The sequence below is a fragment of the Nocardia takedensis NBRC 100417 genome, assembly GCF_000308695.1.
GTDB classification, from domain to species: Bacteria; Actinomycetota; Actinomycetes; order Mycobacteriales; family Mycobacteriaceae; genus Nocardia; species Nocardia takedensis.
Genome location: NZ_BAGG01000056.1, coordinates 1 through 26,590, shown reverse-complemented (window position 1 = coordinate 26,590; position 26,590 = coordinate 1). Strand labels below are relative to the sequence as shown.

Sequence of the window (26,590 nt, the reverse complement as noted above, 5' to 3'; positions counted from 1 at the left end):
TCGCCGCCGTTCGTGCGGTCGGACCGAATCAGGCTGTGACGCCGTCGTTCTCGGGGTCTTTCCCCGGTTCCGGCGGCGTCCGGTCCTCCGGTGACTTCTCGCGTGCGCCCGGCAGCAGCGCGTAGCCCAGACACACCACCCCGAAGAACAGGTAGCCCAGCGCGACCTGCGGCGCGGCCGCCCAGTCGACCTCGGCCGCGTGGATCAGGCCGATCCAGCTCAGCACCGCGCCCACGCCCGAGGCGGCGGCCGCGGCGTAGAAGCGTTTGTCCAGGATGAAGGTCACGATGGCGCCGAGCACCAGACCGGCCAGCACCGCGCCGGACCCGAGCGTCTTCAACCCGTCGTAGACCACGCCCGCCTGCCCGAACGCCTCCGCGCCGACCTTCTCCGCGGTGGTGCCCGCGGCGCTGAGCGCGTTGTCGATCTGGCCCACCGCCCATTCCGCGAGGTTGGGCAGCAGCGCGGCGACCACCGCCACCGCGTGCAGGCGCGGCACCGCCTGGAACGCCTGCGCGCCGATCAGCAGGCCGATGTAGAGCAGGATCGGCACGATCGCGGGGATCGGCAGGATCGTGGCGAGCACACCGAACAATCCCAACAGGCACATCACGCCGATGACGACGCCGGAGGCCAGTGAGTACCCGGTGCGCCCGCCCGCGTCCTTCCAGCCGGGATGGCCGATGTAGACGGCGGGCGGGAACGGCGAACCGAAGCCGGACCCGATCACCGCGCCGAATCCGTCGGCGAGCAGCACGCTGCGCAGGTTGTAGTTGTCGCCCGCGGCGGCGGCGCTCTCCACGTTGCTCATCGCCTCGGTGAAGTTGTAGACGCCCAACGGTATCGCGGTCGCCAACAGCGGCGCGAGGTCGCCCAATCCGTCGAACAGCAGGTCCAGACGCAGATCCGGCAGTCCGAGCGCGATGTCCCGCACGGCCTGGGACACATCCGGCGCGGACATGTAGCCGCCGATCCAGCCGATCGCGGTGCCGACCAGTAGCGCCACCAGACCGACCGGAATGTTGCCCGGCAGTTTGGCATCGGTGAAGAAGCCGATCAGGATGATCGCCAGCACGGGCAGACCGATCCAGGCCGCCTCCCACATCTGCGCGGCCGGACGCATGGCGATGAAGGTGATCGAGATGCCCGCCAAGGTGCCGAGCATGGCCGCGCGCGGGGTGATCCGGCGGATGAACGGACCGACGAACGCGCCGATCATCACGATGACGCCGATCATGAACGCCCACGCGAGCCCGGCCGACCACGCCTGCAACGGATCTCCGGTGCGCAGGTAGATCGGCAGCATCACCACGAACACGACGATGAACATGTGCGGCACGCTCGGCCCGTAGGGCAGCGCGGTGACCGTGTCGCGCCCTTCGCGCCGGGCCAGCCTGCGCGCGAGCACCATGTAGTAGAGATTGCCCAGGACCAGGGCGATGCCGAGCGCGGGCAGCACGGTGCCGAGCACGTCGCCGCTGGGGATCTTCACCACCGCGATGGACAGGGTGGTCAGGGTCAGGACATTGACCAGGATGTTGAAGGACAGGCCGAAGAAGGCGTTGGTGTCGCCGCGGGTCCACCACGGCAGGCGCAGCGGTCTGGCGGGTTCGGCCTTGTCGGCCGGGGCGGTGTCGACGGACATGGTGGTTCCTCAGGCGGTGGTGGCGGTGGCGGGAGTCAGGGCGGCGTGGACGGCGGCGGAGTCGGCGACCCAGCCGAAGATGCCGCCCTGCGCGGCGATCATGTCCAGTCCGACGCGCTGGAATTCGGGGAAGTAGGAGCCGACGCAGTCGGCCACGACCAGGCATTCGTAGCCGCGGTCGTTGGCCTCGCGGACGGTGGTGTGCACGCACACCTCGGTCGTCACACCGGTGACCAGCAGGGTTTCGATGCCCGCCGCGGCCAGCACCGCGGCCAGTTCGGTCGCGTAGAACGCGCCTTTGCCAGGTTTGTCGATCACCGTCTCCCCCGGTTCGGGGGCGAGTTCGTCGACGATGTCGTGTCCGTATTCGCCGCGGATCAGGATGCGGCCGTAGGGCCCTTCGTCGCCGATGCGCTGGGACGGGTTGCCGCGTTCGAGTTTGGCGCGCGGGCAGTCCGACAGGTCGGGCAGATGTCCTTCCCTGGTGTGGATGACCGGCACCCCCGCCGCGCGGGCCGCGGCCATCAGCGCCGCCAACGGCTCGATGACGGTGCGCAGCAATCCGACGTCGTTGCCCAGGCTCTCACCGAATCCGCCGGGTAGTAGGAAATCGCGCTGCATGTCGATCACCAGCAGCGCGGTGGTCGCCGGGTCGAAGGAGAAGGGGTCCGGGCGCGCCGGAATCTGCTGGACTGCGGTCATCTTCGTTCTTTCTGTGCGAGCCGGATTTCGTCGTGCGCCCCGTGCGGGCGCGGCTCGTCGAGGAGGCGGGCGGCCGCGGCCAGCACGGTGTCGTCGGCCAGGGCGGGTCCGAAGACCATCGCCGAGACCGGACGCCCGTCACCGGCCAGACCCATCGGCACGGCCACCGCGGTGAGGTCGAGCAGATTCCCGAAATGGGTGTAGTGCCCGAGGATCGTGTTGGTCGCGATCGGATCGGCCAGCACCTGGTCGACGGTGAAGGTGGTGCCGATCGTCGGGACGACCAGGACGTCGACGTGCTCCCAGGTGCGCGCGACCACCGCGCGCAGCCGTTGCAGCGTGTGCTGGGCCCGGAAGACGTCCACCGCGTCGAAGCGCTGTCCGCCGGTGAGGATCTCGCGGATGACCGGCAGGACGGAATCGGGCCGTTCGGCGAGGAAGTCGCCGAACACCACCAGTCGTTCGGCCACCCAGGGACCTTGGTAGAGCAGTTCGCCCGCGTCCAGGAACGGCCGCAGGGTGGTGGGCGTCGGCTCGAACCCGAGTCTGCCGATCCGGTCGCGCACGCCCAGGTGCGCGGCGCGCAGCACTTCGTCGCCGAAGAAGTCCAACTCCGCTTCCGGCGGCAGGCCCACCCGGATCGTCGCGCCCGCGTGACGCGGTCCGCGCGCCCGACTCCAGGGATCGTCCAGGTCCGGTGCGGCGATCACGTCGAAAACCCGGTCCAGATCCTCGATCCGGGTCGCCATGAGCGTCAGGCAGTCCAGCGATTCGCAGGCGGGCACCAGGCCGACGGTGCTGATCAGACCGCGCGAGGGCTTCCAGCCGACGATGCCGTTGAGCGCCGCGGGCACCCGTCCCGAACCGGCGGTGTCGGTCGCCACGCAGAACGGGACCTGGCCCAGCGCGACCGCCAACGCCGATCCCGAACTCGACCCGCCCGAGATCAGGTCGCCGCCGAAGACGCTGCGCGGCACGGTGTACGGAGTCCTGGTGCCGTTGAGTCCGGTGGCGAACTGGTCGAGATTGGTCTTGCCGACGAACAGCGCGCCCGCGTCGAGCAGTCGCTGCACGGCGGGCGCGGTGGTGGTGGCGGTGTAGGCGTAGTCGGGGCAGGCCAGGGTCGTCGGCCAACCCGCGACGTCGATACTGTCCTTCACCCCGAACGGCACGCCGTAGAGCGGGAGCGTGCGCGCGCCCGGCCTGCGTTCGATCTCCGCCGCGTCGGCCAGCAACCGTTCGCGCGGGACCGGGGTGATCCAGGTGCCGTCGTCCCCGCGCGCGGCGATGGCGTCGGCGACCCGCGCCGCCGTGGTCGTCGGTGCGCCGCTGCCGCTTTCGTGCGAGGTGAGGATCTCCGCCACCGTCGGCCCTGGATTCAGCATCTGTCGATTGTCGACAGAATGTGTGAAGGCCGAGGTCTCCCCGTGTATCCGCTGTGTTAGCAGATATCCAGATTCAGATACGTCAGCTCGCCGTGGCGGCGCAGCGCGGTGCAGGCCACCTCGGGATCGTTGGTTTCGAGCGCCTCCAACAACTCCGCGTGCCTGCGGATGCCGTTGCGCCGCGCGGCCACCCGCGCCTCCTCGCGCAGATTGCGCGCCATCGGCAACTGCAATTTCAACAGGATCGGGGCGTAGGCCAGATCCAACTGCCGGTTGCCCGCCAAGGCCACCACCTCGAGGTGGAAGTGGTGGTGCGCGTCGTCGCGGGCCAGCGAATCCTCCGCGGCGTCGGCGGCCCGCATCCGCTCCAACGCCGTGCGCACCCGCGCGAACGGGTCACCGTCGGCGGGCAACGGCAGCGCGCTCTCGATCGCGTGCCGCTCCAGCACCCGGCGCAGCTCGAACAATTGCAGGATGTCGGACCCCGACCACACCTGCACCCGGAATCCCCGCCGCGGCAGATGTTCGACCAGCCCCTCCTGCGCCAGCAACCGCAGCGCCTCGCGCACCGGGGCCCGACTGATCCCGAGCCGCGCGCACACCGTCTCCTCCACGATCCGCTCCCCCGGCTCGAGCTCCCCGCTCAACACCCGGGCACGTACGTGCCCACTCGCCAGATCCACCAGACTCGGCGGAAGCACACTGGTCTTCATCCGCGAAGTCATGTAAACGAGTGTACGAAGACCGGCGCGCGGGGTGGGCGGGCGAACGCGACTGTGCATTCTCACGAAGTGAGGCACGGTTCCATTGGAGTAATCACGTTTCCCTGGCGATACCACCGTGGATGTGACTATGTTTTCTCCAGTATCGACGTGTCGGAACGCCCGCGGGAATCGGGGTGCTCACCGCCGTGATCGAGCCCTGACCACCACCGTCGCCGGACCTCGCGGGCGCGAAATCTGCCGAAGGAGTACGTCGTCCATGGTGTCCGAATTGTCCGCCGCCCTGCACGACCACCGCGCCGCGCGCTCGCGTATGGCCCTCGCCGCCGGATCCGCCTGCCACGTCCTGGCTTTCCGTCCCGCCGACGCCTGGCGCGGCGACACGCGGCCCGGACGGTTCCGCGAAGAACTCGAACACCGCTGCGGGGTCACCGAAGCCCACGCCGACACCGTGGTGATCCCCGACCACGCGGTCGCCGCCGAGGACCTCGACGCCGTCGTGCACGCGGCCGCCGCGGCGGCGGGCCCGCGCCTGTTGGTCACCGCCGTGCACGCCGCCCTCGGCGATCTCGCCACCGCCCGCGACCAGGCCCGCGAACTGCTCACCCTCGCCGAAGCCCTCGGGCGCGGTCCCGGCTTCTACCGCTTCCGCGACCTGGCCTTGGAATACCAGCTGACCCGCCCCAGCCGCGCCCGCGACCTACTCGCCGCCACCGTCGCGCCGCTGCGCCCGGAACTGGCCGCCACACTGAGCCACTATTTCCGCGCCAACGGCGACCCGAACGCCACCGCCCGCGCGATGAACCTGCCGCGCGGCGCGATCACCACCCGCCTCGGCGACATCGCCCGCCTCACCGGCCTCGAGCCCACCCGCCCGGCGGACCTGTGGCGGTTGCACTCCGCGCTGGTCGCCCGCACGGGCGTCGACATCGGGGACGACGAGCGATCCCCCACCTCGCGGCACTGACGATCGGCTACCCGGCCCGCGCTCGCTCAGGCCGGGTAGGACCGGGTCTCGGTCGCCTTGACCGCCGCCCACACCCGCTGCCCCGGCCGCAGACCGGACTCCGCGACGGCTTCCGGCGTCACGTCGGCGAGCACACCGGGCGCGCCGTCCAGACGCAACCGGATGGTGTGGGCGTGCTGCTCGATCCCGGCGACGGTCACCGGCCAGACGTTGCGCGGACTGCCCTCGGGCCGGTGCGGATGCACCCCGACCGCGCGGGGCGCGAAGGCCACGTGGACCCGGCCGTGCGCGGGTTCGACCACGTGCAGGGTTCCGCCGCCGTCCAGGTGCACGGTCGTGCCGTCGGCGGTCCCGCGATACAGGTTCAGGCCCATCAGCTCGGCGACGTAGTCCGAGCGCGGGCGCGCCGCCACCTCGGCGGGGGTCCCCTGCTGCACCACCGCACCGCGTTCGAGCACGATCAGGCGGTCGGCGAGGACCATCGCGTCGAGCGGATCGTGGGTGACCAGCACTGTGTAGCCGGGGAATTCCGCGAGGTGGCCGACCAGGTCGGTGCGCACCTGCGCGCGGGTTCCCGCGTCGAGGGCGGCCAGCGGTTCGTCCAGCAGCAGCACACGCGGGTCGGTGACCAGCGCTCGCGCCAACGCGACGCGCTGCGCCTGCCCGCCCGAGAGCGCGCCGGGTCGATGCGCCGCGCGGTCGAGCAGGCCGACGCGGTCCAGCCACGCGGCGGCACGCTCGCGCGCGGGCGCGCGCCGCTGTCCGCGCGCGCGCAACCCGAAGGCGACGTTGTCCAGCGCGGAGAGATGTCCGAACAGCAGGTAGTCCTGGAACACCACCCCGACGCGCCGCGCTTCGGCGGGGACGAACACCGAAGGCGGCGCGTCCCACACCTGGTCCTCGACCCGCACCCGCCCGTCGGTCAGCGCGAGCAGGCCGGCCAGTACCCGCAGCGCGGTGGTCTTGCCCGCGCCGTTGGGGCCCAGCAGCGCGACCACCTCACCCGGCGCGATGCTCAGCGGGAGGTCCAGCGCGAATTCGCCGCGGGTGACCCGCACGTCGGCCTCGAGGCTCACACCGCACCTCGGATCCAGCGTTCCCGCAAGGTCACCAGCACCGCCACCGACACCGCCAGCAGCACCAGACTCAGCACGATCGCGGCGTCCGGGTCGGTCTCCAGGGCGAGATAGACCGCCAACGGCATGGTGGTGGTCCGGCCCGGGAAGTTGCCCGCGAAAGTGATCGTGGCCCCGAATTCGCCGAGCGCGCGCGCCCAGCACAGCACGCCGCCCGCCACGACGCCCGGCAGGACCGAGGGCAGCGTGACCCGCCGGAAGGTGTACCAGCGGCTCGCGCCGAGGGTGGCCGCGGCTTCCTCGTAGCGCGGATCGGCCGACCGCAACGCCCCTTCGACCGCGATCACCAGGAACGGCATCGCGACGAACGCCTCGGCCACGATCACCCCGGCGGTGGTGAACGGCAGCGAGACGCCGAACCAGCGGTCCAGGTACTGCCCGATCAGCCCGCGTCGGCCGAGCACCAGCAGCAACGCCACGCCGCCGACGACCGGCGGCAGCACCAGCGGCACGGTGACCAGCGCGCGGATCAAGCCGCGACCGGGCAACTCCGCGCGCGCCAGCAGCCAGGCCAGCGGAATGCCCAGCACCAGGCAGATCACCGTGGCCGCGCTCGCGCACACCAGCGAAAGTCGCAGCGCCTCACCCACTTCGGCGCTGAACAGCCGCTGCGGCATGCTCGCCCACGGGGCGCGCAGCAGCAGCCCGACCAGCGGGACGACCAGGAAGGCGAGTCCGCACACGGCGGGGAGCAGCAGCGCGAGCGGTCGCCGCCCGCGCACCGCTCGCCGCCGCGCGCGGTCGCTCACGGAGTGTCGAATCCCGCGGCGGCGAAGACCGGGTCGGCCTCGTCGGAGGTGACGAATTCGACGAAGGCCGCCGCGGCGGCGGCGTTGGTCGCCTGCTTCAACGCCGCGATCGGGTAGTCGTTGACCGCCTTCGCCGATTCGGGGAACTCGATCCCCTCGACCTTGTCCCCGGCGGCGTCGACGTCGGTGCGGTACACCAGCGCGGCGTCGACCTCGCCGAGGGTGACCTTGGTCAGCACGGCTTTGACGTCCTGTTCGCGGGTGTCGGGTTGCGGGGTGATCCCGGCCGTCTCGAACACCGTCTTCGCGGCCGCGCCGCACGGCACCTGTTCGGCGCACAGCGCGATCTTCGGCTCGGTCTTGCCGAAGTCGGCCAATCCGGTGATCTTGCCCGGGTTGCCCTTGGGCACCGCGATCTCGAGTCGGTTGCGCACGAACACCACCGGCGTGCCGTTCAGCTCGCCCTTGTCGGCGACCTGCCGCATGTTCTTCGGCGCGGCCGAGGCGAACACGTCGGCGGGCGCGCCCTGGTCGATCTGTTCGGCGAGCGCGGAACTGCCCGCGAAACTGTAGACGACCTTCACCCCGGGGTGGGCGGCCTCGAACTGCTTGCCGAGTTCGGTGAAGGTCTCGGTCAGCGACGCCGCCGCGAAGACCGTCACCGTGCCCGAGAGTCCGTCCGCGGGCGCGGACCCGGTCTCCTCGTCGGAGCCGCAGCCCGCGACCGTCAGCGCCACGGCGGCCACGACGGCCCCCACGCGGGTCCTGTCGAACGCCGCCGCGCGGGCCTTGTCGAACACAGTCATCCTCATCCTTCCGGAACCTCCACCACGACATGGGTGGACTTCACCGAGGCGACCGCGATGCTGCCGACCTCGAGACCCAGTTCGTCGACCGACTCCCGGCTCACCAGCGAGACCAGCCGGAACGGTCCGGCCTGCATCTCCACCTGGGCCATCACGGTGTCCTTGACCACGCGGGTGACGATGCCGCGCAGGCGATTACGCGCCGAGGCCGCGACCGTCACGCCGGGGTCGGGCGCCTCGGCGTTGGCGCGCAGGAACTGCGCGAGTTCGACGCCGCTGATCCCTTTGCGACCGTTGTCGAGGTGGATCGCGCGCAGCCGACCCTGATCGATCCACCGGCGCACCGTGTCGTCGCTGACCCCCAGCAACGCGGCGGCCTCGCTGATCCGCAGATCCGACACCGATCCCACCTTCCTCCGCGCGACGAGCCGCCCTTGTCCGGCTGGGGACAGCCTATCCTCGGATGCCGATCGACAGAACGGACAGATCCTCATCCGCGTCTATTTCTCGCCGTTTTCTCCGCAGTTGCCGAACGGTGACAGCGGCCTCACCGCACGACCGGCCGCAGAGTGCGTTCGCCGGCGGGCGAATGTAGGGAACCTTCACAAAGATGTCGCCCGATGATTCGCTCCGGTCATGAATCCCGGCCGCCGCCCGGTGCGAGCCGGGCGCGCGACGTAGTGTCGGATCGAGGACGAACCGGCCACGAGGATCAGGGAATGCCATGGGTACGGGCTCGCAGGACCCGGACCGCGCCACGGCCCGGAGCAGCGAAACCGCGCGGGCGCGCGGCGGTCGTCCCCGCGATCCCGACGCGGTCCTGAAGGCCGGATTCGAGCTGGCCCTGGCCGTGATCGAGGCCGTGCACGCCGCCGAACCGGCCCGCTGAGCCGCTCACGCCGGTCGACTGTGATCCTTCACAGTCGATTCCGAGGTCGTTTCGACAAAATCCAGAAGCGTTGCGGCGTCCCGAAACCGAGGACAGCACCGCGTTACCGTGATGTGCTTCGCCACATGCGGATGGAAGGAGTCAGGATGACCATCGGCGGCGGCGGTACTGCCCACCCGGAAATGATCGTCTCGGGACAGCCGGTGACCTCGTCACTCAAGGATGTCCGCGCGCTCTCGCGCAGGATGGTGGGTCACTTCATCGAGAACGTGGTCCCGTGCCGGACCCTGCCCGGCGAGGCACTGGACGGCGACGTCACGGCCATCACCCGGACCTGCCTCGAGATCGCGGTCAGCATGCTCGACGGCGCCGACATCCCGGAGAAGACCCAGCAGTTGCGGGTCGGCGCGGAGGGCTGGGCGCGCGAGGGCATCCCGATCGACACGATCCACCACGCCGTGCACGAAGGGTTCAAACTCGGCTTCGACCTGATCCTCGCGGATGCGACCCCCGCGGATTTCGACAGCCTCAAATTCGTGAGCAGGCGACTGCTGGAGATCCTCGACATCATCACCTCCACCGTCTCCTACGCCTACGTGCGCGAACTGCGGGCGGTCGCGGGCGAGCACCACACCGCCGCGCACACCCTGACCTCGGCGCTGCTGGGCGGCCACGCCACCTCCACGATGGCGCGCGAGTGCGGGATCGAGATCGCCCCGGCCTACACGGTGCTGGCCGTGGCGATTCCGCCGCACCCCGAGGAGCGCGACACCCGCCTGGACGGCAAGGTCGTCGCGCGCCGCAAACTGCGTCGGGTGCAGGCCGAACTGGGCACCCGGTGCGGCGAGCGGGTGCTGTCGCTGCTCAGCGTCGACGGCGGCACGGTCCTGCTGCCCGCGGGACTGCTCACCGACGAAGCGCTGGACCATCTGGTCGAGCAGTTGTCGCGGGCGGGGCAGGTCCCGATCACCGCCACGCTGGTCGAGGCGCCCACCCCGCAGATCCCCACCGCGGCCGATCAGGCCCACGAACTGCTGGACATGGTGCAGCGACTGCACTGCGTGCGCGGTCTCTACCGCTTCGACGACCTGGCCCTCGAGTACCAGCTCACCCGGCCGGGACCGGGTCTGGAACGGCTGCGCACCATCCTCGACCCGCTCGACGAGCACCCGGAACTGTTCGAGACCCTGCACCGCCACATCGCCAACAACCTCAATCGCCAGCGCACGGCGCGGGCGCTGCACGTGCACACCAACACCGTCGACTACCGACTCAAGCGCATCGGCCAGTTGACCGGTTTCGACCCGGCGGAGGCGTCGGGGCTGTGGTACCTGCGGGCGGCGATCGTCGCGCGCAGCTATCAGCAACCCGGCAGCCGCGCCTCGACACCCGCGCTAGCGCCGCCCGCGCGCCCGTGACAACGCCTGCGCCACGCACCACTGCCTGACCTCGACGCGGCCGCGCCGGTTGCCGGTGGCGATGGCGAACCCGACGAGTCCGAGCCAGTTGCCGTCGGTGGTGCGCGCCCACGCGTAGAGCAGGCCGGGCACACGTCCGGTGACGTGCAGTCCGCCCGCTTTGACCCGCATGGTCGGCGCGGCGGTGTGCGGGGCGTGTCCCGGCACGGGCAGCGCCAGGCCCAGGTCGACCAGTACCGGCTCCGGCGGGTCGATCACCCGCCGGAGCGACGAGGAGAAGTCGTCGTTCCAGTACTCGAACATATTTGCGAATACTAGTCGGTCGGTTACTCGTCTCAGCACATGATCGGCAACAAACCGCACAGTCGGATAGCCGTCGACTATTTTGGGTGGTGCGGGCCGTTCGCCACGGTGCCGCACCCCACCCGGACCGCGCGAAAGGGGAACCGATGAGCGCGCAGCCGACCGACCGGATCGAGGCCGCGCCGCGCACGCCGCCGGGCCTGGAGCCCATCCTGGGACTGCACCTGATCGTCGTCTACGACAACGGGTGGAAATACGAGATCTACATCCGTAACGCGCACACCATCGCCTTCCGCTGCCTGATGGGGCCGATGTTCGGCAGTTGGTCGGTCGATCAGCCCGCCAAGATCGCCCACCTGACCGACGACCTGTACGAACTCGCCTGGATCGAGCCGACCGGCATCACCGCCGTCGCCCTCGCCCGCCTGACGAGTCGCGTCGTGCACACCACCGTCGTCTACCCGCAGTGGTTGCTGGAATACCCGGACATCGCCATGGGTCGCTACCAGGACGTCGTGCCCGAACTCGAGGCCGCCCGCGACCGCGGCCCGATCTACCCGCTCACCATGATCGTCTCCACGGGCCGGATCACCTTCCTGACCACCCGCGAACAGAACGACGACACCGTCATCGACCGCGCGCCCGGCAAACTGCCCAGCGACTACGCGGATCGGACGAGCTGACCGATCACACCGTCGCAGACAGTTCACCCGGAATTGCTCGCCACACAAGACGTTTCGCCTTGACGCGAGCTCGCGGGCGGGTGCAGACTGGACACCACCGGACATAACTATCCGGTATACCGTTCGCTCGACCGGCAACTCCGAAAACCTCAGGGAACATTCAGGAGAATTCGGCCACCATCGAAAGCGAATGTCATTACCATCATGTCGGTCAGGGCTCCCACGGAGTCGACCGCACCGCAGCAAGGCAGTACTCACCGTGCTCGATCACACCGGCCGCGCCGGATACCCCCACCGCACGCCCCCCACCGACCACCGCGCCGGAATCACCACGCCCCCAGGGGAATCCGTGGTCATCGACGCCCGCCCCGCGGTTCCCGCCGAGGAATCCACCGTCGTCACCACGGTGACCGATCTGCTCGACTTCTTCGAGAAATGTCCGCGCTGCGGCTATTTCGCGCAGGCGACCGCCACGGTGCGCCGCTACGACACCGGCCGGGTCGACACCGCGATACACCCCAGTTGCGGGCTGCCCTGCGGCTGGCACGGACCGGTGCGGGTCACCACGCGCCAGCGCGGCGGCGTCGAGAGCCCGCGCCCCGCACGGTGATTCGACTCAGCGGGTCAACCCGCGGTCGAGCACCTTCCACGCCTGCGCGGCGACCTCGCGCTTGACCTGCGGGCCCGCCTTGGTCACCACCGCGGCCAGCATCGACAGGGCCATCACCACCTCGCCCGCGCCCAGGTCGGGATGCAGGCGACCGCGCTGGGCCGGATCGTCGAGCTTGCGACCCAGCAGCGTGGCCAACCGCACCGACACCTCCAGCAGGCGCGGGTCGTCGGTGGCGGTGGGGTCGAGCATGGCGATGAAGGCCGCCGAGGTGGTGATCTGGTCGACGATGACCGACAGGACGTCGTCCAGGGTGGTCGCGGGGTCGGCGGCCAGCGCCTCCACCTCGACGATGTTCTCGTCGAACACCGCCAGCGCCAGACTCTCCCTGGTCGGGAAGTGCCGGTAGAGCACGCCCTGCCCGACTCCGGCGGCCCGCGCGATGGAACTCAGCGCGGCCTCGAAACCATTCTCCGCGAAGACCTCCCGCGCCGCGCGGATCAACGCCGCACGGTTGCCCGCGGCCGCCTTGGGACCGCGGTTCATCCTCCCCGACGCTGTCATCGGGACCACGTTACCGGACCGGTCGGTAACCACGACGCGACGAACACCCGCTACCGCGCCTCCGCCGCGCCCTCGGCCCGCGCGCGGTTGCCGCGCGGCCACGGTTTGCCGTGGTAGCGCTCGATATCGGTGTTGAACCGCGCCAGGTAGGCGGCGAAGGCGGCCAGATCCGCGCCCGACCAGTCGGCCAGGATGGCGTCGATGTGTCCGATGTTGTGGGCGCGTTGGGTCTCCCACTGCCGCTCCCCCTCGGCCGTCACCCGGAACTTGCGCGCCATCCCGCCGTGCGGGTCCGGAATCCGTTTGAGCAGACCGCTCTTCACCATCGCCGCGGTCTGCCGGTTGACGGTCGAATCGTCTAGTCCCAACCCCTCGCCGAGTTGGCCGATGGTCATCGGCCCGGCGGCGTGCAGCAGGGACAGCAGCGTGTACACGCTGCGGTCCAGGGTGCGTCCGGCGCGTTTGCGCGAGGCGAGGCTGTAGCGGCCGAACAGCATCGTCTCGAACTCGATCGAGTCGACTACCTCGTCCATCGCGGTCCTTCCCGCCGCCCGCGCGTCCCGCGCCCGGCTGCCCGCAACCAGGTATACCACGCGATATCCAGGGCGGACGGTACCTGCACCGTACATGAAACATGCATCACACACATTATGTGCACAATGCACATCGCATGTAGGGTGCACACCGTCGGTTCCGTCTGCAAGGAGATGTCCGTGAGCGAAACCAGCTCCACCGTCCGGCCCAATGCCGTACTGGCCGTCCTCGCCTGCGCGGGCATCGTCGCCGCGCTGATGCAAACCCTCGTGGTGCCACTACTGGGTCAGTTCCCGGACCTGCTGCACAGCTCCGCCTCCAACACCACCTGGGTGGTCACCGCCACCCTGCTCGTCGGCGCCGTCGTCACCCCCGTCGCGGGCCGCCTCGGCGACATGTACGGCAAACGCCCCATCCTGCTGGCCTCGATCGTGCCGCTGGTCCTGGGTTCGGTGGTGTGCGCGCTCGCGAGTTCGGTCGTCCCGATGATCATCGGCCGCGGCCTGCAGGGCATGGGCGTCGGCATCATCCCGCTCGGCATCAGCGCCATCCGCGACATCGTCCCGCAGGACAAGCTCGGTTCGGCCATCGCCTTGATCAGCGCCTCCCTCGGCATCGGCGGCGCGCTCGGCCTGCCCATCGCCGCCGCCGTCGTGGAGAACAGCGACTGGCGCGTGCTGTTCTGGGGCTCGGCCGTGCTGGCCGCCCTCGTCGGCCTGGCCATATACCTGGTGCTGCCCGCCGTGCCCGCCGACGGACCCGCCGGACGCTTCGACGTCCTCGGCGCGCTCGGCCTCGGCGTCGGCCTGGTCTGCCTGCTGCTCGGCGTCTCCAAGGGCGCGACCTGGGGCTGGACCAGCCCGACGATCCTGATCCTGTTCGTCGTCGCCGTGCTGGCCATCCTGGCGTGGGGGTGGTGGGAACTGCGCGACCGCAACCCGCTGGTCGACCTGCGCGTCACCGCCCGACCCCAGGTGCTGCTGACCAACGCCGCCTCGATCGTCGTCGCCATGGCCATGTACGCGCAGTCGCTGCTGATCCCGCAACTGCTGCAACTGCCCGCCTCCACCGGCTACGGCCTCGGCCAGTCCATGCTCGCCATGGGTCTGTGGATGGCGCCCGCCGGTCTCACCATGATGCTGATCTCGCCGGTCGGCGCGCGCCTGTCGGCCGCCCGCGGCCCCAAGGTCACCCTGGTCGTCGGATGCGCCGTCATCGCCGCGGGCTACGCGGTGTCCCTGCCGCTGATGGGCAGCACCTGGGGCGTACTGGTGGTCACCCTCGTGATCAACTCCGGTGTCGGCTTCGCCTACGGCGCGATGCCCGCCCTCATCATGGGCGCAATCCCGCATTCGGAAACCGCCGCCGCCAACAGCTTCAACACCCTGATGCGCGCGATCGGCACCTCGGTCTCGGCCGCCGTCGTCGGCGCGATCCTCGCCCAGATGAGCATCACCGCGGGCGGCCACCTCATCCCCACCGCGAACGGTTTCCGCACCGGCCTGCTGATCGGCTGCGGCGTGGCCGTCGCCGGCGCGATCATCGCCGCCACCATCCCCGTGCGCCACACCGTCCTCGATCGCACCCCGGCGCCGGAACCCGCCCGCGCCTAGGACCGTCGCGCCGCGTCCGCTGGCCGACCGGCTCGCGGACGCGGCGAAACCCTGTTGCGGCCGGTCGCGGACGCGGGCGAAGATCACGGGATGCTGCTCACGATCACCTGCACCCCGCACCGCGAGTCGTCCTGGCCCGCGACGGATCTCGGGTATCTGCTGCACAAGAACCCCGACCGGTCGCAGGCATTCGAGCAGGCCTTCGGCACCGCGCACGTCCTGTACCCGCGAGCCGACGAGCGGTGCTGCACCGCGGCGCTGCTCCTCGAGGTCGACCCGCTGCGCCTGGTGCGCGGACATGCGCGCGGCGCGTCGGATTTCAGTCTGTGCCAGTACGTCAACGACCGCCCCTACGCGGCGTCGTCGCTGTTGTCGGTGGCATTGGGTTCGGTCTTCCGCACCGCGCTGCGCGGACGCTGCGAAGCCCGCCCCGAGCTCGCCCGCACCGCGCCGCCGCTGCGCGTCGACCTGCCCGCGGTTCCCTGCCCCGGCGGCCCCGACCGCGCCGAACGCGTCTTCGCTCCGCTCGGCTGGGAGGTGGCCGCGACCGCGCTGCCGCTGGACCCGGCCTTCCCCGAATGGGGCGACTCGCCCTACGTCCACCTGACGCTCACCGGCGAAGTCCGTCTCGCCGACGCGCTCTCGCACCTGTATGTCCTGCTGCCCGTCCTGGACGGGTCCAAGCACTACTGGGTCGCCGCCGACGAGGTCGACAAACTGATCCGCGCCGGGGCGGGCTGGCTGGGCGAACACCCCGAACGCGGGTGGATCACCCGCCGCTACCTGGCGCGCAGCCACGCGCTGGTGCGCACCGCGCCGGCCCGACTGGCCGAACTCGACGACGCCGAACCCGAACAGGTGGACGCGGTCGAGGACACGACCGCGACGGACTCCTCCGCGACGGACACCGACGGGCCCCACACCGTGCCGGCCGCCCCGCCGCTGGCCGTGGCTCGGCGCGCGGCCGTCCTGACCGAACTGCGCGCGGCCGGCACCCGGCGCGTGCTGGATCTCGGCTGCGGCGAAGGCGCGCTGCTGCGTGAACTGCTGGCGGACAAGGATTTCGAGGAGATCGTCGGCGTCGACGTGTCCACCCGCGCCCTCGCGGTGGCCGAGCGTCGCCTGCGCCTGGACCGCCTGCCCGAGCGCACCGCCCGACGGCTGCGACTGCTCCAAGGCTCGCTCACCTACACCGACGCCCGTCTGCGCGGCTACGACGCGGCGGTCCTCATGGAAGTCGTCGAGCACGTCGACCCGCCTCGGCTGGCCGCGCTCGAACACGCCGTCTTCGTCACGGCGGCCCCCACGACCGTGCTGGTCACCACGCCCAACGCCGAGGCCAACGTCCGCTACGCAGGTCTCGCGCCGCACGCCCTGCGTCACCACGACCACCGATTCGAGTGGACGCGCGCGCAATTCGAGGACTGGGCGCGCGCCGTCGCCGGCCGCACCGGCTACGCCGTGCGCTTCGTCGCCGTGGGCGTCTGGGACGACGAACAGGGCGCGCCCACCCAGTTGGCGGTATTCACGAAGGAGAACCGCGCGTGAGTGGAACAGCCACCTCCGAACTCCTCGTCCCGGACCTGTCGCTGGTCGTGCTGGTCGGCAGCACCGGTTCGGGCAAGTCGACCTTCGCGCGCGAGCACTTCCCCGCGACCGCGATCGTCTCCTCCGACACCTGCCGCGGCATCGTCAGCGACGACGAGAACGACCAATCCGCGACGCCGGAAGCGTTCGCGCTGCTGCGCCACATCGTCGGCGTGCGCCTGCGACGCGGGTTGCGGACCGTCGTGGACGCCACCAACGTCCAACCCAAGGCCCGGCAGGAGCTGATCGCGCTGGCCAAGGAGCACGACGTACTGCCCGTCGCGATCGTGCTCGACATCCCCGACACCGTCTGCCGTCAGCGCAACGCCGGACGTCCCGAACGCGCGGGCCTCGGCGATCACGTCGTGCGCAGACAGCAGCAGGATCTGCGCCGCGGCCTGCGCGGCTTGGCGCGCGAAGGTTTCCGCAAGGTGCACGTCCTGCGCGGCGTCGAGGCCGTCGCGGCCGCCACCATCGTGGACGAGAAGGCGTGGACCGACAAGCGCGAGCTGGCCGGGCCGTTCGACATCATCGGCGACGTCCACGGCTGCCGCGCCGAACTGGAGACCTTGCTCGACCGCCTCGGCTACCGCATCGATCGCGACGACCGCGGCCGGGCGGTCGACGCGCGGCACCCGGACGGCCGGATCGCCGTGTTCGTCGGCGATCTGGTCGACCGCGGCCCGGACACTCCCGGCGTGCTGCGCCTGGTGATGGGAATGGTCGCCGCCGGAACGGCGCTGTGCGTCACGGGAAACCACGAGAACAAGCTGGTCCGGGCGCTCGATGGCAAGAACGTCAAGCCCAGCCACGGCTTGGCCGAATCCCTGGCTCAGCTCGCGGTGCAGGACGAGGCGTTCCGCGCCGAGGCGCACGCGTTCTGCCGCGGACTGCTCAGCCACTACGTCCTCGACGGCGGCCGACTCGTCGTCGCCCACGCCGGATTGAAGGAGCAGTACCACGGTCGCGCCTCCGGCCGCGTCCGCGCCTTCGCCATGTACGGCGAGACCACCGGCGAGACAGACGAATACGGGTTGCCCGAGCGCTATCCGTGGGCCCGGGAATACCGGGGCCGAGCGACCGTCGTCTACGGGCACACCCCCGTCGACGAACCGCGCTGGATCAACAACACCCTGTGCCTGGACACCGGCGTCGTCTTCGGCGGCAGTCTGACCGCCCTGCGCTATCCCGAACGGGAGACGATCTCCGTTCCCGCGCAACAGGTCTGGTACGAGCCGGTGCGCCCCCTCGGCGAGGCCGCGCCTAGCTGGGTTCTGTGCCGAAGTGAGAGCGACTGGCCCAGCAGGTTCGTTGGAAGGTGTTGGCCGGGTTTGTGAATGGGTGAGGTCTCCGGTATTTCGGGTTAGCGACCAAGCAAACCTGTAATAGACGGAGACCTCGTTGGCCAGCGTAGCGGTCGCGGGGCGAGCGGATCTGACCGATGCCCAGTGGGCGCGGTTGGTGCCGTTGCTGCCCCGCAACAGGAAGGCGGGCCGCCCGCCGCAGTGGACGAGAAGGCAGCTCATCGATGGGATCCGGTGGCGGACCCGGGTCGGGTGCCCGTGGCGTGATGTCCCGCCGCAGTACGGGTCGTGGTCGGCGGTGTACGGGTTGTTCCGCCGCTGGCAACGCGGTGGGGTGTGGTTGGTGATCGTGAAGTCGTTGCAGGTGTTCGCGGACGCGGCCGGGCGGATCGGGTGGCAGGTGAGCGTGGACTCGACCATCGTGCGAGCCCATCCCCACGCCGCCGGTGCCCGGCGTGAGAGCGATCGTCAGGTCGAACCGCCCGGCGGTTACGGTGCGCCCGAACCACCCGATCACGGTTTGGGCCGCTCGCGGGGCGGCTGGACCACCAAGGTGCATGTGGCCTGTGATCACGGCGCTCGGGTACTGGCGATGCTGATCACCGCTGGTCAGGCCGGTGACAGCCCGCAGTTCGTGGCGGTGTTGGATGCGATCGAGGTCGCCAGGGCGGTCGGGCGGTCCAGAACTCGCCCGGATCGGGTACTGGCCGACAAGGCGTATTCCAGTCGAGCGAACCGGGACTGGTTGCGGAGGCGAGGGATCAAGGCCACGATCCCGGTCCCGGCCGACCAGGCCCGTCATCGTCGCCATCGCGGCCGCGCGGGCGGGCGGCCACCGGCCTTCGATCGTGAGCGCTACCAGGACCGCAACACCGTCGAGCGCAGCATCAACCAGCTCAAACAGCATCGAGCGGTCGCCACCCGATTCGACAAACTCGCCGTCCGCTACCTGGCCACAATCCATGTCGCCGCCATCAATCAATGGCTACGACACGGATGAGAGCCGACCTCAACCACCCTCACTCGACTTCGGCACAGAACCTAGCCGCGACCCCGGGGCCCTCGATCTGGACGACGTCCTCGGCCGCCGCGTGGTCGAGACCCGCCACCTCGGCCGTGTCAGCGTGCGCGAGGAGAACGCCGCGGCCGCCCTGGAGGTCATGAGATGCTTCGCGATCGCCCCGCGCTGGCTGATCCACCTCCCGCCGACCATGTCGCCGAGCGCCGCGTCCGACCTGGACGGCCTCCTGGAACATCCGGCCGAGGCGTTCGCGTACTTCCGCGAGGCGGGCGTGCGGAAGGTGGTGTGCGAGGAGAAGCACATGGGTTCGCGCGCGATCGTCGTGCTGGCCCGATCCGCGCGGGCCGCGCGCGAGCGCTTCGGCGTCGAGGACGACAGCACCGGCGTCGTCCACACCCGCACCGGCCGCCCCTTCTTCGACGACGCCGCGCTCACCGACTCCGTCCTGTCGCGCCTGCGCGCCGCCGCCGAACACTGCGGCCTGTTCGAGGATCTCGACTCCGACTGGCTCGCGCTCGACGCCGAACTCCTGCCCTGGTCGGCCAAAGCTCTCGGGCTGATCCGCGATCGCTACGCCGCCGTGGGCGCGTCGGCCCGCGCCGCCCTCGACGCGACCGCCGGTGTCCTCGCCGAGGCCGCCGCCCGCGGCCTCGACGTCACCGACCTCGCCACGCGCACCGCACGACGCGCCGCCGACGCGCACGCCTTCATTTCCGCCTACGGCCGCTACTGCGCCCCCGTCGACGGCATCGACGGCCTGCGCCTGGCCCCGTTCCGCATCCTCGCGGGGGCGGGTGCGAACCACGCGGCGCGCCCGCACGACTGGCACTTCGAACGCCTCGACCGCCTCGTCACCGCCGACCCGGCACTGCTGACCCGCACCGACCGGCGCACCGTCGACCTGTCCTCCTCCGACGAGGTCGCCGCCGCCACCGAATGGTGGACCGCCCTGACCGCACGCGGCGGCGAAGGCATGGTCGTCAAACCCTTCGACCCCACTCCCGTCGAGGGCGAGCGCCCGGTCCAGCCGGGCATCAAATGCCGCGGCCCCGAATACCTCCGCATCATCTACGGCCCCGAATACCTCCACGAGGAGAACCTGCGCCAACTCCGGCAACGCCGCCTCGGCCGCAAACGCTCGATGGCCCTGCGCGAATACGCCCTCGGCCTGGAATCTCTCGACCGTTTCGTCGCCGGCGAACCCCTCTGGCGCGTCCACGAAGCCGTCTTCGCCGTCCTCGCCTCCGAATCCGAACCCGTCGACCCCCGCCTCTGACCTTTCCCGTCGACAAATAGCGATTCGACATGACGCAAACCGCGATTGTCGAGCAATTCGCCGCCGATTTGAAATAGGGACGTTTCATTCAGGGTCGAGTGACCGATTACACAATTCACCGAACGAGAAGACCCTGATTCCACCCGAACCACCGGCAATGCGTCGACACAATCCACCTGCGAATAGCAAAGATTCGGCGCGTTGCCGAGCGGTTGCCTTTGTGACTGTCCCTCATCAGTCCGCGCGCGACTGTTGAATTCGCCCAACAAAGGGTATTACGCATTCCAGGTAGGAGCCCGGACTCCTAGTGTCGAGATGCCTGACCCGGCAGGCGATCGAGGAGCCCCCGCTACATGAGCAGACGAGTACCGTTGACAGCCGCCGCGCTGGCCGCCGCCGCGGCTTTGACACTGTGTGCCGTCGGCCCCGTGAGCGCGGCGCCGACGGACCCGACCGGCCCCACGCCCGCACCGGCGGTCGACCCCAACATGACCAGGACCGGCCTGCTGCGCACCGAGACCATCGCGCCGCGCTGGGAACGCCTGCACATCGCCTCCGCGGCGATGCACCGCGTGGTCGAGGTCGACGTGCTGCGCGGAAGCGGTTCCGGCCCTCGTCCCACGCTCTATCTGCTCGACGGCGTCGACGGCGAGGCGACCTCGGGTTGGCTCACCAAGGGCGGCGCGGCGCAGTTCTTCGCCGACAAACCCGTGGACGTCGTCCTGACCGGCGGCGGCACCGGCAGCATGTACAGCGACTGGGAGCGCCACGACGCGGCGCTGGGCCTGAACCGGTGGGAGACATTCCTCACCGAGGAGTTGCCGCCCATCGTCGAATCGCTGCTGCGCTCGAGCGGCGCGCGCGCCATCGCGGGCGTGTCGATGGGCGCGCAGGCGGCCATGATGCTCACCCAGCGTCATCCGGGCCTGTACAAGGCGGTCGCGGGCATGAGCGGCTGCTACTCCACCGCCGACCCGCTCGGCCACGCCATCACCACGATCACCGTCGCCTCGCGGGGCGGCAATCCGACCAACCTGTGGGGTCCCCCGGATTCGCCGGAGTGGGCGGCTCACGACACCGTGCTCGGGGCCGAACGTCTGCGCGACACCGCCGTCTACTTGTCCGCCAGTTCGGGCGCGCCGACCAACGCGGACCTCATCGCCGTGGCCCAGGCCACCGACATCCCGGCCGCCCTCGGCACGGCGGGCGGCGGCGCGGCACTCGAGGCGGGCGCGCGGGTCTGCACCGAACGCCTCGCGAACCGCCTGACCGAATTGAAGATTCCCGCGACCGTCGAGTACTCGCCCGCGGGCATGCACACCTGGGTCGACTTCGAGGCGCAACTGCCCCGCGCCTGGGCGGTGCTCTCCCAGGCCCTGAACCCGTCCACCTCGCGCTGAGCCCGTCTCGACGGCGGGACACACCCGCGAGCGGACAGCTCGAAATCCGGCGCGTCCGCCGCCCGCAACCCTCGTACCGGCCGACGTAGGACAGCCGGTCCGCGGGCGGCTCGATTCGAGGAAATCGGCCCCACCCAGAACACCGTCCCGTCGAATGCCATTGCGTAACCACGTTACCCGCCGATAGGGTGGCCCGCGACACAAGATATCCAGGTCCGGTTTCTCCGCGACACCGGTCACACAGGGGCGGAACACGCCCAGAAGCAGGCTCGATCAACGGTGCTCGGCAGCAGGTTCGTCCAGAAATTCTCGTCCGCGATCCCCGGTCGCAGCCGACCCCGCACGCCCGTGGGGGTGCGCGCGAGGCTGCTGATCATCGTGCTCATCCCGAGCGTCGCGTTGATGGGCATCGGCGTCGGCGCCGCCGCCTACCTGATCGACGACGGGCGCAAGTCCAAGGAATGGGCGGAGTTCTCCGCGTCGACCACCACGCCCGCGATCACCATGATCGAGACGTTCCAGTCCGAGCGCGCCGCCTCGATGCTGGTGTTGGCCGGTGACGAGTCCGCGAACACCGCCTTGGCCACCGCCAGGGCCGATTCCGACCGCGCCCTTACCTCGCTGCTCACCTACAGCGCGACCTCACGCGACGTGCGTCCCGAACTCATCGACGACATGGCGGGCTTCGACTTGCTCTACGCCTCGATGCCGGGACTGCGCAGCGCCGTGGACGCGCGGGCGATGCCGCGCGAGCAGGTCTTCGACGCCTACAGCACCATCATCGACACGATCGTGTCGGGCAATCTGATCGCCGCCACGGTCGCCCCGGACGCGGCCATCGCGGTCGACACCGTGCGCGGCATCCCGATGCTGCGCGCCGGCGAGGCGATGGCCAAGGCGGTCGGCATCGCGACGACGGCGCTGCTGACCGATCAGCTCTCGGCCGCCGACTTCTCGGCCTTCACCCGCAATTTCGGGGACGCACGGGCCGAACTCGGCTACGCCGACGATGTCCTGGCCGGACAACGCCAGGCGCAGTTGGCGGCGATCACCGACGGTCGGGCCTGGCAGCGATTCGTCGCGATGGGCGAATCCTTCACCCGAATCGGCGCGCTGCTGACGACTCCGCAATCCGACGAACGTCCCTCGACATCGAGCACGTCGCGCACCCAAACCGGTTCCGGCGCTTCCTCGTTGAACACCGGTGAGTGGGCCCAGGCCACCAGCGAGGTCCAGACGGCGCTGCTGAAGCTGTGGCAGGACCAGAGCGCCGACGCGCACGCCCGCGCGATCGCCGCGGGCGAACAGCGCGAAAGCGATTCGCTGCGCGGCGCGTTCGCGATCGCGGGATTGGTCGTGCTGGCCTTCCTGGCCGCGCTGTGGTTGACCAACCGTCTCATCGGACGCATGCGCCGACTGCGTCAGCAGACCCTCGAACTGGCCGACGATCAACTCCCCGAGACCATTCGCGCGCTCACCGAGGGCACCCGCTCCGACAGCACCGTCGACATGGAGCCCCTGAAATTCGGGCGTGACGAACTCGGTCAGATCGCCGACGCGTTCAACCGCGCCCACTCCTCCGCCGTGGCCGCGGCCGTCGCCGAATTCAAGACCCGCTCGGGCGTCAGCGCGGTCTTCTTGAACATCGCCCACCGCAGCCAGGTCATCGTGCACCGCCAACTCGCCCTGCTCGACAACGCCGAACGCGAAGAACAGGATCCGGCCAAACTCGACGTCCTGTTCCAGCTCGACCACCTGGCCACCCGGTCCCGCCGCAACGCCGAGAACCTGATCATCCTGGGCGGTGACGAACCGGGCCGGCAGTGGCGCAACCCCATTCCGCTGATCGACGTCGTGCGGGCGGCGGTGGCCGAGAGCAACGACTACACCCGCATCCACACCGCGAAGTTGCCCGACCTGCACATCATCGGCACGGCCGTGGCCGACCTCGTGCACCTGCTCGCCGAACTCACCGACAACGCCACCGCGTTCTCCCCGCCGAATTCGCGGGTCGACATCACCGGCAACCAGGTGGGCCGCGGCATCGCCCTGGAGATCACCGACCAAGGGCTCGGCATCCCCGCCGACGAACTCGTCGAACGCAACGAACTGCTGGCCCGACCGCCGGACTTCAGCGTCGAGACGCTGTCCACCGATGCCCGGCTCGGACTGTTCGTCGTCGCGAAACTCGCCGAACGCCACGGCATCTCGGTCCGGCTCGCCGAATCGGACTACGGCGGCGTGAAAGCGATCGTGATCGTCCCGACCACCCTCGTCGCCCCCGACGGCGAGCGGAATGCGCACCGGATCTCCCCCACTCTGCCCGGCGCGCCGCTACCGCGACGCAGGCCGCTCGAGACACCCGAGCAGTCCGAGTCGGCCGCCCCTTCCCGACCACGCTCCGCCGACCAAGCGCGCGATCTCATGTCGGCGATCGAGAAAGGCACCCGACAGGGTCGTGCGAGTCGGGAACACACCGAGGACCAAGGCGACACCGACCGAGCGGAGTAGCGGACTCCTCGCGAACGGAGGGTGGCGCTTTCGGCCGCGAACGACGGAATTCTCACCGCCGCACCGGCCGTCACAGGATCGTCGTGAGCACACCTCCGTCGGCGCGCACGGCCGCGCCGTTGGTCGCGGAGGACACCGGGCTGGCCAAATAGGTTGCCAGCCTGGCGATCTCCACGGGCTCGAGGAAACGCTCCAGCAGCGAGGTCGTATTGCCCGCCGCGACAGCGCTCTTGATCTGTTCCGCGGGCACCTCCCGCTCCAGGGAGATCTGTTCGACGGCCCGCGCGACGCCTTCGGAGTACGTCGGCCCGCCGAGAATGGTGTTGACTGTGACGCCCGTGCCGCGCGTCCGTTTGGCCAACCCGTTGCCGAGAGCGAGCATGCCCGCCTTGGTCACCCCGTAGTGGGTCATGTCGGCGGGCACGTTCACACCCGACTCGCTGCTGATGAACAGAATGCGCCCCCAGCCACGCGCCAGCATCGCCGGTAGCGCGTGCCGGGACAGACGCACCCCGCTCATCACATTGACCTCGAAGTAGCGTCGCCAGTCGTCGTCGGAGATCTCCTCGAAGGCGGCGACGTCGAAGACGCCCACGTTGTTCACGAGGATGTCGACCTCGCCGAGCACGTCGAGCATCCGTCGCACCTGCTCGGGATCCGCGAAGTCGGCCGCGAGTCCGGACACGGCCGCCTCCGGGTGGGCGTCCCGCAGTTTCTCGACCGCGGCGGCCACCCGCGCTTCCGCACGTCCGTTGACGACGACGGACGCGCCCTCCGCGAGCAACGCCTCGGCGATCGCGTAGCCGATGCCCTGCGTCGACCCGCTCACGAAGGCCCGCTTACCCGCCAGTTCCAGATCCACCGTATACGCCTCCATCTGCCGATATGTCTCGATGCTGACTTTCCCAGTCAAGTAAAACGTACGCCCCATGACTTTCCCGAGCAAGTCATGTGACGTACGCTGACGACATGCCGGACTCCAGCGAACTGACAGGCGAGCACCTCGCGACCTGGGCCGCCCTGGCGACGATCCTCGAGTGGCTGCCGCCCACACTGGACGCCCAACTCCACCGCGACGCCCAGTTGACGCACTTCGAGTACGGCATCCTCTACGCGCTGGCCGCCGCACCCGAGCGCACGCTCCGCATGAGCGTCCTCGCCGGCTACGCGAACAGCACACTGTCCAGGCTCTCCCGCGCGGCCACCCGACTCGAGACCAAGGGCTGGATCCGCCGGATGCCCGATCCCGCCGACGGCCGCTACACCCTGGCCTCGCTCACCGACCTCGGACACGACAAGTTCCGCGACGCCACCCCGGGCCACGCCCGACTCGTCCACCGACTGGTCCTGGACCGCCTGACCAAACCGCAGGCCCGGCAACTCCGGGAGATCTCGCAGCGGATCATGCGGGCCATCCAGGACGAGGACGGCAGGCAACCCCCCTCGGGCACACCGGCTCCCGACCCGCACCCGGCGGTCTCGCCCTGAAAACCTGGGATCGGTAGGCGACGGGCTCAGCATCTACTTACCCCATGACAACTTCTCCGCACCCCGCCCCGCAGTCCACCGGCCCCGACAAGAAGACCAGCGCCATCCTCTCCTACGCCCTCGGCTGGCTCACCGGCATCGTCTTCCTCTACCTCGCCAAGAACGACCCCGACGTCAAACACCACGCCGCCCAATCCACCGTCTTCTTCGGAGCCGTCACCATCCTCAACATCGCCCTGTCGGTCCTCGGCTCACTCCTCGGAACCCTCGGCATCGTCTTCAGCCTCGCCGGACTCGCCCTCGGCCTGCTCGCCCTCGCCGTCTGGATCATGGCCATGCTCCAAGCCAACAAAACCGGCGGACACCGCGCCGAACTCCCCCTCGTCGGCAAACTCACCACCCCCTACGCCGAAAAACTGGCCGCCGCGATCAAATAGCGACGCACCACGAAGGGCGACGGCCCGAGGCGATCTCGGGCCGTCGCCATTGCCCATGCACGGCGACACGATGCTAGGTTGGCAACAACGTCGCGTGTCGATGACAGGCCGTGTCAGGCATGGAGGCGTGGAACCCGAAGGAGTGCGACGAGATGATGTCGTTCCCTTCGCCCTCCCGTGACTGAGGGCGAGAAGACCAGGCTCATCGCCTGGAGCACCGAAATGCGAAATGTCCACGCACGCTTGCGAACCACACTGGTACACACTCGCGCAACCCTCGACGCCGGCGACCCGACAGCAGCGAGCCGCGACCTGCTGACGCACTGCCACACCTTCTGCGTCGCTCTGACCAGCCATCACGAAGCCGAGGACCGCACCCTGTTTTCCGGCATAGCAGCGGCATACCCGGACCTGCGCAAAACCATCCGGAACCTGGAGCAGGACCATGCGATGATCGCGCACCTGCTCACCGAACTGCAGTCCGCCGTCGACACTTCGGTCACACCCGCCGATCTGGACTTCCACCTGGAAGGCATCGCGGCGATCATGGAGAACCACTTCCGCTACGAGGAACGGCAACTGCTCGCGATCCTCGATACCCTCGATCTCGACTCCGACACTCTGCCGGGCTCGCTGTAACCTGTTCTGCCATCATGGATCTCGAACGGTTCCAGAATAGCGACCACTACTGGAACCACCACGGAACAACCGGAATCGGATCCCTCGGTAATGGCCTCCGACGGACCGAGAGGCATTACAGTGGCGCACGGACTGATCTTCCGGTCCCGCCGACGGAGGATGTGGTGCTTCCCGACGCAGCCGGAAGATCCGTCCGCCTAA

General features: G+C 69.8%; 26 protein-coding genes and 1 pseudogene. 15 read left to right on the top strand and 12 right to left on the bottom strand.

Annotated elements, in window-relative coordinates; translation table 11 throughout:
• Positions 1-28 precede the first annotated feature (28 nt).
• Genes ON30_RS11525 through ON30_RS11510 form a run of 4 tightly spaced genes read right to left on the bottom strand, consistent with a single transcriptional unit; the run spans position 29 to position 4,457 of the window.
• The gene (locus tag ON30_RS11525; RefSeq protein WP_051029199.1) at positions 29-1,645 is read right to left on the bottom strand and encodes a SulP family inorganic anion transporter; all 1,617 of its coding nucleotides are present in this window, start codon (positions 1,643-1,645) and stop codon (positions 29-31) included.
• Between the two features lie 9 nt (positions 1,646-1,654).
• Positions 1,655-2,347 carry a cysteine hydrolase family protein gene (locus ON30_RS11520; protein WP_040706481.1) on the bottom strand — a complete coding sequence of 231 codons (693 nt, stop codon included), beginning with the start codon at positions 2,345-2,347 and terminating at the stop codon, positions 1,655-1,657.
• Entirely contained in the window at positions 2,344-3,732 is a 1,389-nt protein-coding gene (locus tag ON30_RS11515) for an allophanate hydrolase (RefSeq protein ID WP_040706480.1), read from the bottom strand. Before ON30_RS11515 ends, ON30_RS11520 begins: the two co-directional genes overlap by 4 nt.
• A gap of 56 nt (positions 3,733-3,788) precedes the next feature.
• Entirely contained in the window at positions 3,789-4,457 is a 669-nt protein-coding gene (locus ON30_RS11510) for a GntR family transcriptional regulator (protein ID WP_040706479.1), read from the bottom strand.
• 256 nt (positions 4,458-4,713) lie between these two features.
• Between ON30_RS11510 and ON30_RS11505 the strand changes: the two genes are divergently transcribed.
• A complete protein-coding gene (locus tag ON30_RS11505) occupies positions 4,714-5,421 on the top strand; it encodes a PucR family transcriptional regulator (RefSeq protein WP_051029198.1) in 708 nt (235 codons plus the stop codon).
• Positions 5,422-5,447: 26 nt separating this feature from the next.
• Here the strand turns inward: ON30_RS11505 and ON30_RS11500 are convergent, their stop codons facing one another.
• Genes ON30_RS11500 through ON30_RS11485 form a run of 4 tightly spaced genes read right to left on the bottom strand, consistent with a single transcriptional unit; the run spans position 5,448 to position 8,513 of the window.
• A complete protein-coding gene (locus ON30_RS11500) occupies positions 5,448-6,497 on the bottom strand; it encodes an ABC transporter ATP-binding protein (RefSeq protein ID WP_040706478.1) in 1,050 nt (349 codons plus the stop codon).
• On the bottom strand, positions 6,494-7,306 hold the full coding sequence (gene modB, locus ON30_RS11495) for a molybdate ABC transporter permease subunit (protein WP_040706477.1): 813 nt from the start codon (positions 7,304-7,306) through the stop codon (positions 6,494-6,496). Before modB ends, ON30_RS11500 begins: the two co-directional genes overlap by 4 nt.
• A complete protein-coding gene (modA, locus tag ON30_RS11490) occupies positions 7,303-8,112 on the bottom strand; it encodes a molybdate ABC transporter substrate-binding protein (RefSeq protein ID WP_051029197.1) in 810 nt (269 codons plus the stop codon). The genes modB and modA overlap by 4 nt, the downstream gene beginning before the upstream one ends.
• Positions 8,113-8,114: 2 nt before the next feature.
• On the bottom strand, positions 8,115-8,513 hold the full coding sequence (locus ON30_RS11485; protein ID WP_040706507.1) for a TOBE domain-containing protein: 399 nt from the start codon (positions 8,511-8,513) through the stop codon (positions 8,115-8,117).
• 323 nt (positions 8,514-8,836) lie between these two features.
• Between ON30_RS11485 and ON30_RS39025 the strand changes: the two genes are divergently transcribed.
• Complete coding sequence (locus ON30_RS39025; RefSeq protein WP_157183696.1) at positions 8,837-9,001, top strand: hypothetical protein; 165 nt, start codon at positions 8,837-8,839, stop codon at positions 8,999-9,001.
• Between the two features lie 146 nt (positions 9,002-9,147).
• Positions 9,148-10,419: a PucR family transcriptional regulator gene (locus ON30_RS11480; RefSeq protein WP_040706476.1), complete on the top strand. Its 1,272-nt coding sequence runs from the start codon at positions 9,148-9,150 to the stop codon at positions 10,417-10,419.
• Here the strand turns inward: ON30_RS11480 and ON30_RS11475 are convergent.
• A complete protein-coding gene (locus ON30_RS11475; protein WP_040706475.1) occupies positions 10,396-10,722 on the bottom strand; it encodes a hypothetical protein in 327 nt (108 codons plus the stop codon). The two genes, ON30_RS11480 and ON30_RS11475, sit on opposite strands and share 24 nt — an antisense overlap.
• 146 nt (positions 10,723-10,868) lie before the next feature.
• On the opposite strand from ON30_RS11475, the gene ON30_RS11470 reads away from it, so the two are divergent.
• Both ON30_RS11470 and ON30_RS11465 read left to right on the top strand, forming a co-directional pair.
• Positions 10,869-11,405 carry a phenolic acid decarboxylase gene (locus ON30_RS11470; protein ID WP_157183695.1) on the top strand — a complete coding sequence of 179 codons (537 nt, stop codon included), beginning with the start codon at positions 10,869-10,871 and terminating at the stop codon, positions 11,403-11,405.
• A 259-nt stretch (positions 11,406-11,664) separates the two neighbouring features.
• The gene (locus ON30_RS11465; RefSeq protein ID WP_040706472.1) at positions 11,665-12,015 is read left to right on the top strand and encodes a hypothetical protein; all 351 of its coding nucleotides are present in this window, start codon (positions 11,665-11,667) and stop codon (positions 12,013-12,015) included.
• 6 nt (positions 12,016-12,021) lie between these two features.
• Here ON30_RS11465 and ON30_RS11460 read toward each other — a convergent pair whose 3' ends face one another.
• Positions 12,022-12,579 (bottom strand): TetR family transcriptional regulator, encoded by a 558-nt coding sequence (locus ON30_RS11460; RefSeq protein ID WP_040706505.1) that lies wholly within the window; start codon positions 12,577-12,579, stop codon positions 12,022-12,024.
• Between the two features lie 50 nt (positions 12,580-12,629).
• Positions 12,630-13,112, bottom strand: coding sequence for a MarR family winged helix-turn-helix transcriptional regulator (locus ON30_RS11455; protein WP_040706471.1), 483 nt, complete (start codon positions 13,110-13,112; stop codon positions 12,630-12,632).
• 180 nt (positions 13,113-13,292) lie between these two features.
• On the opposite strand from ON30_RS11455, the gene ON30_RS11450 reads away from it, so the two are divergent.
• The 7 genes and pseudogenes from ON30_RS11450 to ON30_RS11420 all read left to right on the top strand — a co-directional run bounded on the left by ON30_RS11450 (position 13,293) and on the right by ON30_RS11420 (position 23,825).
• The gene (locus ON30_RS11450) at positions 13,293-14,726 is read left to right on the top strand and encodes an MFS transporter (RefSeq protein ID WP_373282537.1); all 1,434 of its coding nucleotides are present in this window, start codon (positions 13,293-13,295) and stop codon (positions 14,724-14,726) included.
• A 90-nt stretch (positions 14,727-14,816) separates the two neighbouring features.
• Positions 14,817-16,274 (top strand): 3' terminal RNA ribose 2'-O-methyltransferase Hen1, encoded by a 1,458-nt coding sequence (locus ON30_RS11445; protein ID WP_040706502.1) that lies wholly within the window; start codon positions 14,817-14,819, stop codon positions 16,272-16,274.
• Positions 16,271-17,563 (top strand): annotated as a pseudogene (locus tag ON30_RS11440) (AAA family ATPase); the annotation flags it as partial. The gene ON30_RS11445 and the pseudogene ON30_RS11440, both read left to right, overlap by 4 nt.
• Before the next feature lie 151 nt (positions 17,564-17,714).
• Entirely contained in the window at positions 17,715-18,617 is a 903-nt protein-coding gene (locus ON30_RS11435) for an IS5 family transposase (RefSeq protein ID WP_040706469.1), read from the top strand.
• A 91-nt stretch (positions 18,618-18,708) separates the two neighbouring features.
• Positions 18,709-19,914, top strand: coding sequence for a hypothetical protein (locus ON30_RS11430; RefSeq protein WP_051029196.1), 1,206 nt, complete (start codon positions 18,709-18,711; stop codon positions 19,912-19,914).
• Positions 19,915-20,267: 353 nt separating this feature from the next.
• Positions 20,268-21,314 carry an alpha/beta hydrolase gene (locus ON30_RS11425; protein WP_040706468.1) on the top strand — a complete coding sequence of 349 codons (1,047 nt, stop codon included), beginning with the start codon at positions 20,268-20,270 and terminating at the stop codon, positions 21,312-21,314.
• 354 nt (positions 21,315-21,668) lie between these two features.
• Positions 21,669-23,825 (top strand): sensor histidine kinase, encoded by a 2,157-nt coding sequence (locus ON30_RS11420; RefSeq protein WP_157183694.1) that lies wholly within the window; start codon positions 21,669-21,671, stop codon positions 23,823-23,825.
• A 70-nt stretch (positions 23,826-23,895) separates the two neighbouring features.
• Here the strand turns inward: ON30_RS11420 and ON30_RS11415 are convergent, their stop codons facing one another.
• Complete coding sequence (locus ON30_RS11415; protein WP_040706466.1) at positions 23,896-24,702, bottom strand: SDR family NAD(P)-dependent oxidoreductase; 807 nt, start codon at positions 24,700-24,702, stop codon at positions 23,896-23,898.
• Between the two features lie 92 nt (positions 24,703-24,794).
• On the opposite strand from ON30_RS11415, the gene ON30_RS11410 reads away from it, so the two are divergent.
• From ON30_RS11410 to ON30_RS11400, 3 genes are all read left to right on the top strand, one after another.
• Complete coding sequence (locus ON30_RS11410) at positions 24,795-25,313, top strand: MarR family winged helix-turn-helix transcriptional regulator (RefSeq protein ID WP_040706465.1); 519 nt, start codon at positions 24,795-24,797, stop codon at positions 25,311-25,313.
• Positions 25,314-25,357: 44 nt separating this feature from the next.
• Positions 25,358-25,750, top strand: a complete 393-nt coding sequence (locus ON30_RS11405) for a DUF4870 domain-containing protein (RefSeq protein WP_040706463.1) — start codon at positions 25,358-25,360, stop codon at positions 25,748-25,750.
• A gap of 177 nt (positions 25,751-25,927) precedes the next feature.
• Positions 25,928-26,389, top strand: coding sequence for a hemerythrin domain-containing protein (locus tag ON30_RS11400; protein ID WP_040706462.1), 462 nt, complete (start codon positions 25,928-25,930; stop codon positions 26,387-26,389).
• The last annotated feature ends 201 nt before the right edge of the window (positions 26,390-26,590 follow it).

Excerpts from the sequence above, each read along its gene's own strand:
- modA (WP_051029197.1), bottom strand. The coding sequence starts at position 8,112 with ATGACTGTGTTCGACAAGGCCCGCGCGGCGGCGTTCGACAGGACCCGC.
- ON30_RS11510 (WP_040706479.1), bottom strand. The coding sequence starts at position 4,457 with ATGACTTCGCGGATGAAGACCAGTGTGCTTCCGCCGAGTCTGGTGGAT.
- ON30_RS11520 (WP_040706481.1), bottom strand. The coding sequence starts at position 2,347 with ATGACCGCAGTCCAGCAGATTCCGGCGCGCCCGGACCCCTTCTCCTTC.
- ON30_RS11455 (WP_040706471.1), bottom strand. The coding sequence starts at position 13,112 with ATGGACGAGGTAGTCGACTCGATCGAGTTCGAGACGATGCTGTTCGGC.
- ON30_RS11475 (WP_040706475.1), bottom strand. The coding sequence starts at position 10,722 with ATGTTCGAGTACTGGAACGACGACTTCTCCTCGTCGCTCCGGCGGGTG.
- ON30_RS11525 (WP_051029199.1), bottom strand. The coding sequence starts at position 1,645 with ATGTCCGTCGACACCGCCCCGGCCGACAAGGCCGAACCCGCCAGACCG.
- ON30_RS11480 (WP_040706476.1), top strand. The coding sequence starts at position 9,148 with ATGACCATCGGCGGCGGCGGTACTGCCCACCCGGAAATGATCGTCTCG.
- ON30_RS11410 (WP_040706465.1), top strand. The coding sequence starts at position 24,795 with ATGCCGGACTCCAGCGAACTGACAGGCGAGCACCTCGCGACCTGGGCC.
- ON30_RS11505 (WP_051029198.1), top strand. The coding sequence starts at position 4,714 with ATGGTGTCCGAATTGTCCGCCGCCCTGCACGACCACCGCGCCGCGCGC.
- ON30_RS11415 (WP_040706466.1), bottom strand. The coding sequence starts at position 24,702 with ATGGAGGCGTATACGGTGGATCTGGAACTGGCGGGTAAGCGGGCCTTC.
- ON30_RS39025 (WP_157183696.1), top strand. The coding sequence starts at position 8,837 with ATGGGTACGGGCTCGCAGGACCCGGACCGCGCCACGGCCCGGAGCAGC.
- ON30_RS11425 (WP_040706468.1), top strand. The coding sequence starts at position 20,268 with ATGAGCAGACGAGTACCGTTGACAGCCGCCGCGCTGGCCGCCGCCGCG.
- ON30_RS11405 (WP_040706463.1), top strand. The coding sequence starts at position 25,358 with ATGACAACTTCTCCGCACCCCGCCCCGCAGTCCACCGGCCCCGACAAG.
- ON30_RS11470 (WP_157183695.1), top strand. The coding sequence starts at position 10,869 with ATGAGCGCGCAGCCGACCGACCGGATCGAGGCCGCGCCGCGCACGCCG.
- ON30_RS11460 (WP_040706505.1), bottom strand. The coding sequence starts at position 12,579 with ATGACAGCGTCGGGGAGGATGAACCGCGGTCCCAAGGCGGCCGCGGGC.
- ON30_RS11445 (WP_040706502.1), top strand. The coding sequence starts at position 14,817 with ATGCTGCTCACGATCACCTGCACCCCGCACCGCGAGTCGTCCTGGCCC.
- ON30_RS11515 (WP_040706480.1), bottom strand. The coding sequence starts at position 3,732 with ATGCTGAATCCAGGGCCGACGGTGGCGGAGATCCTCACCTCGCACGAA.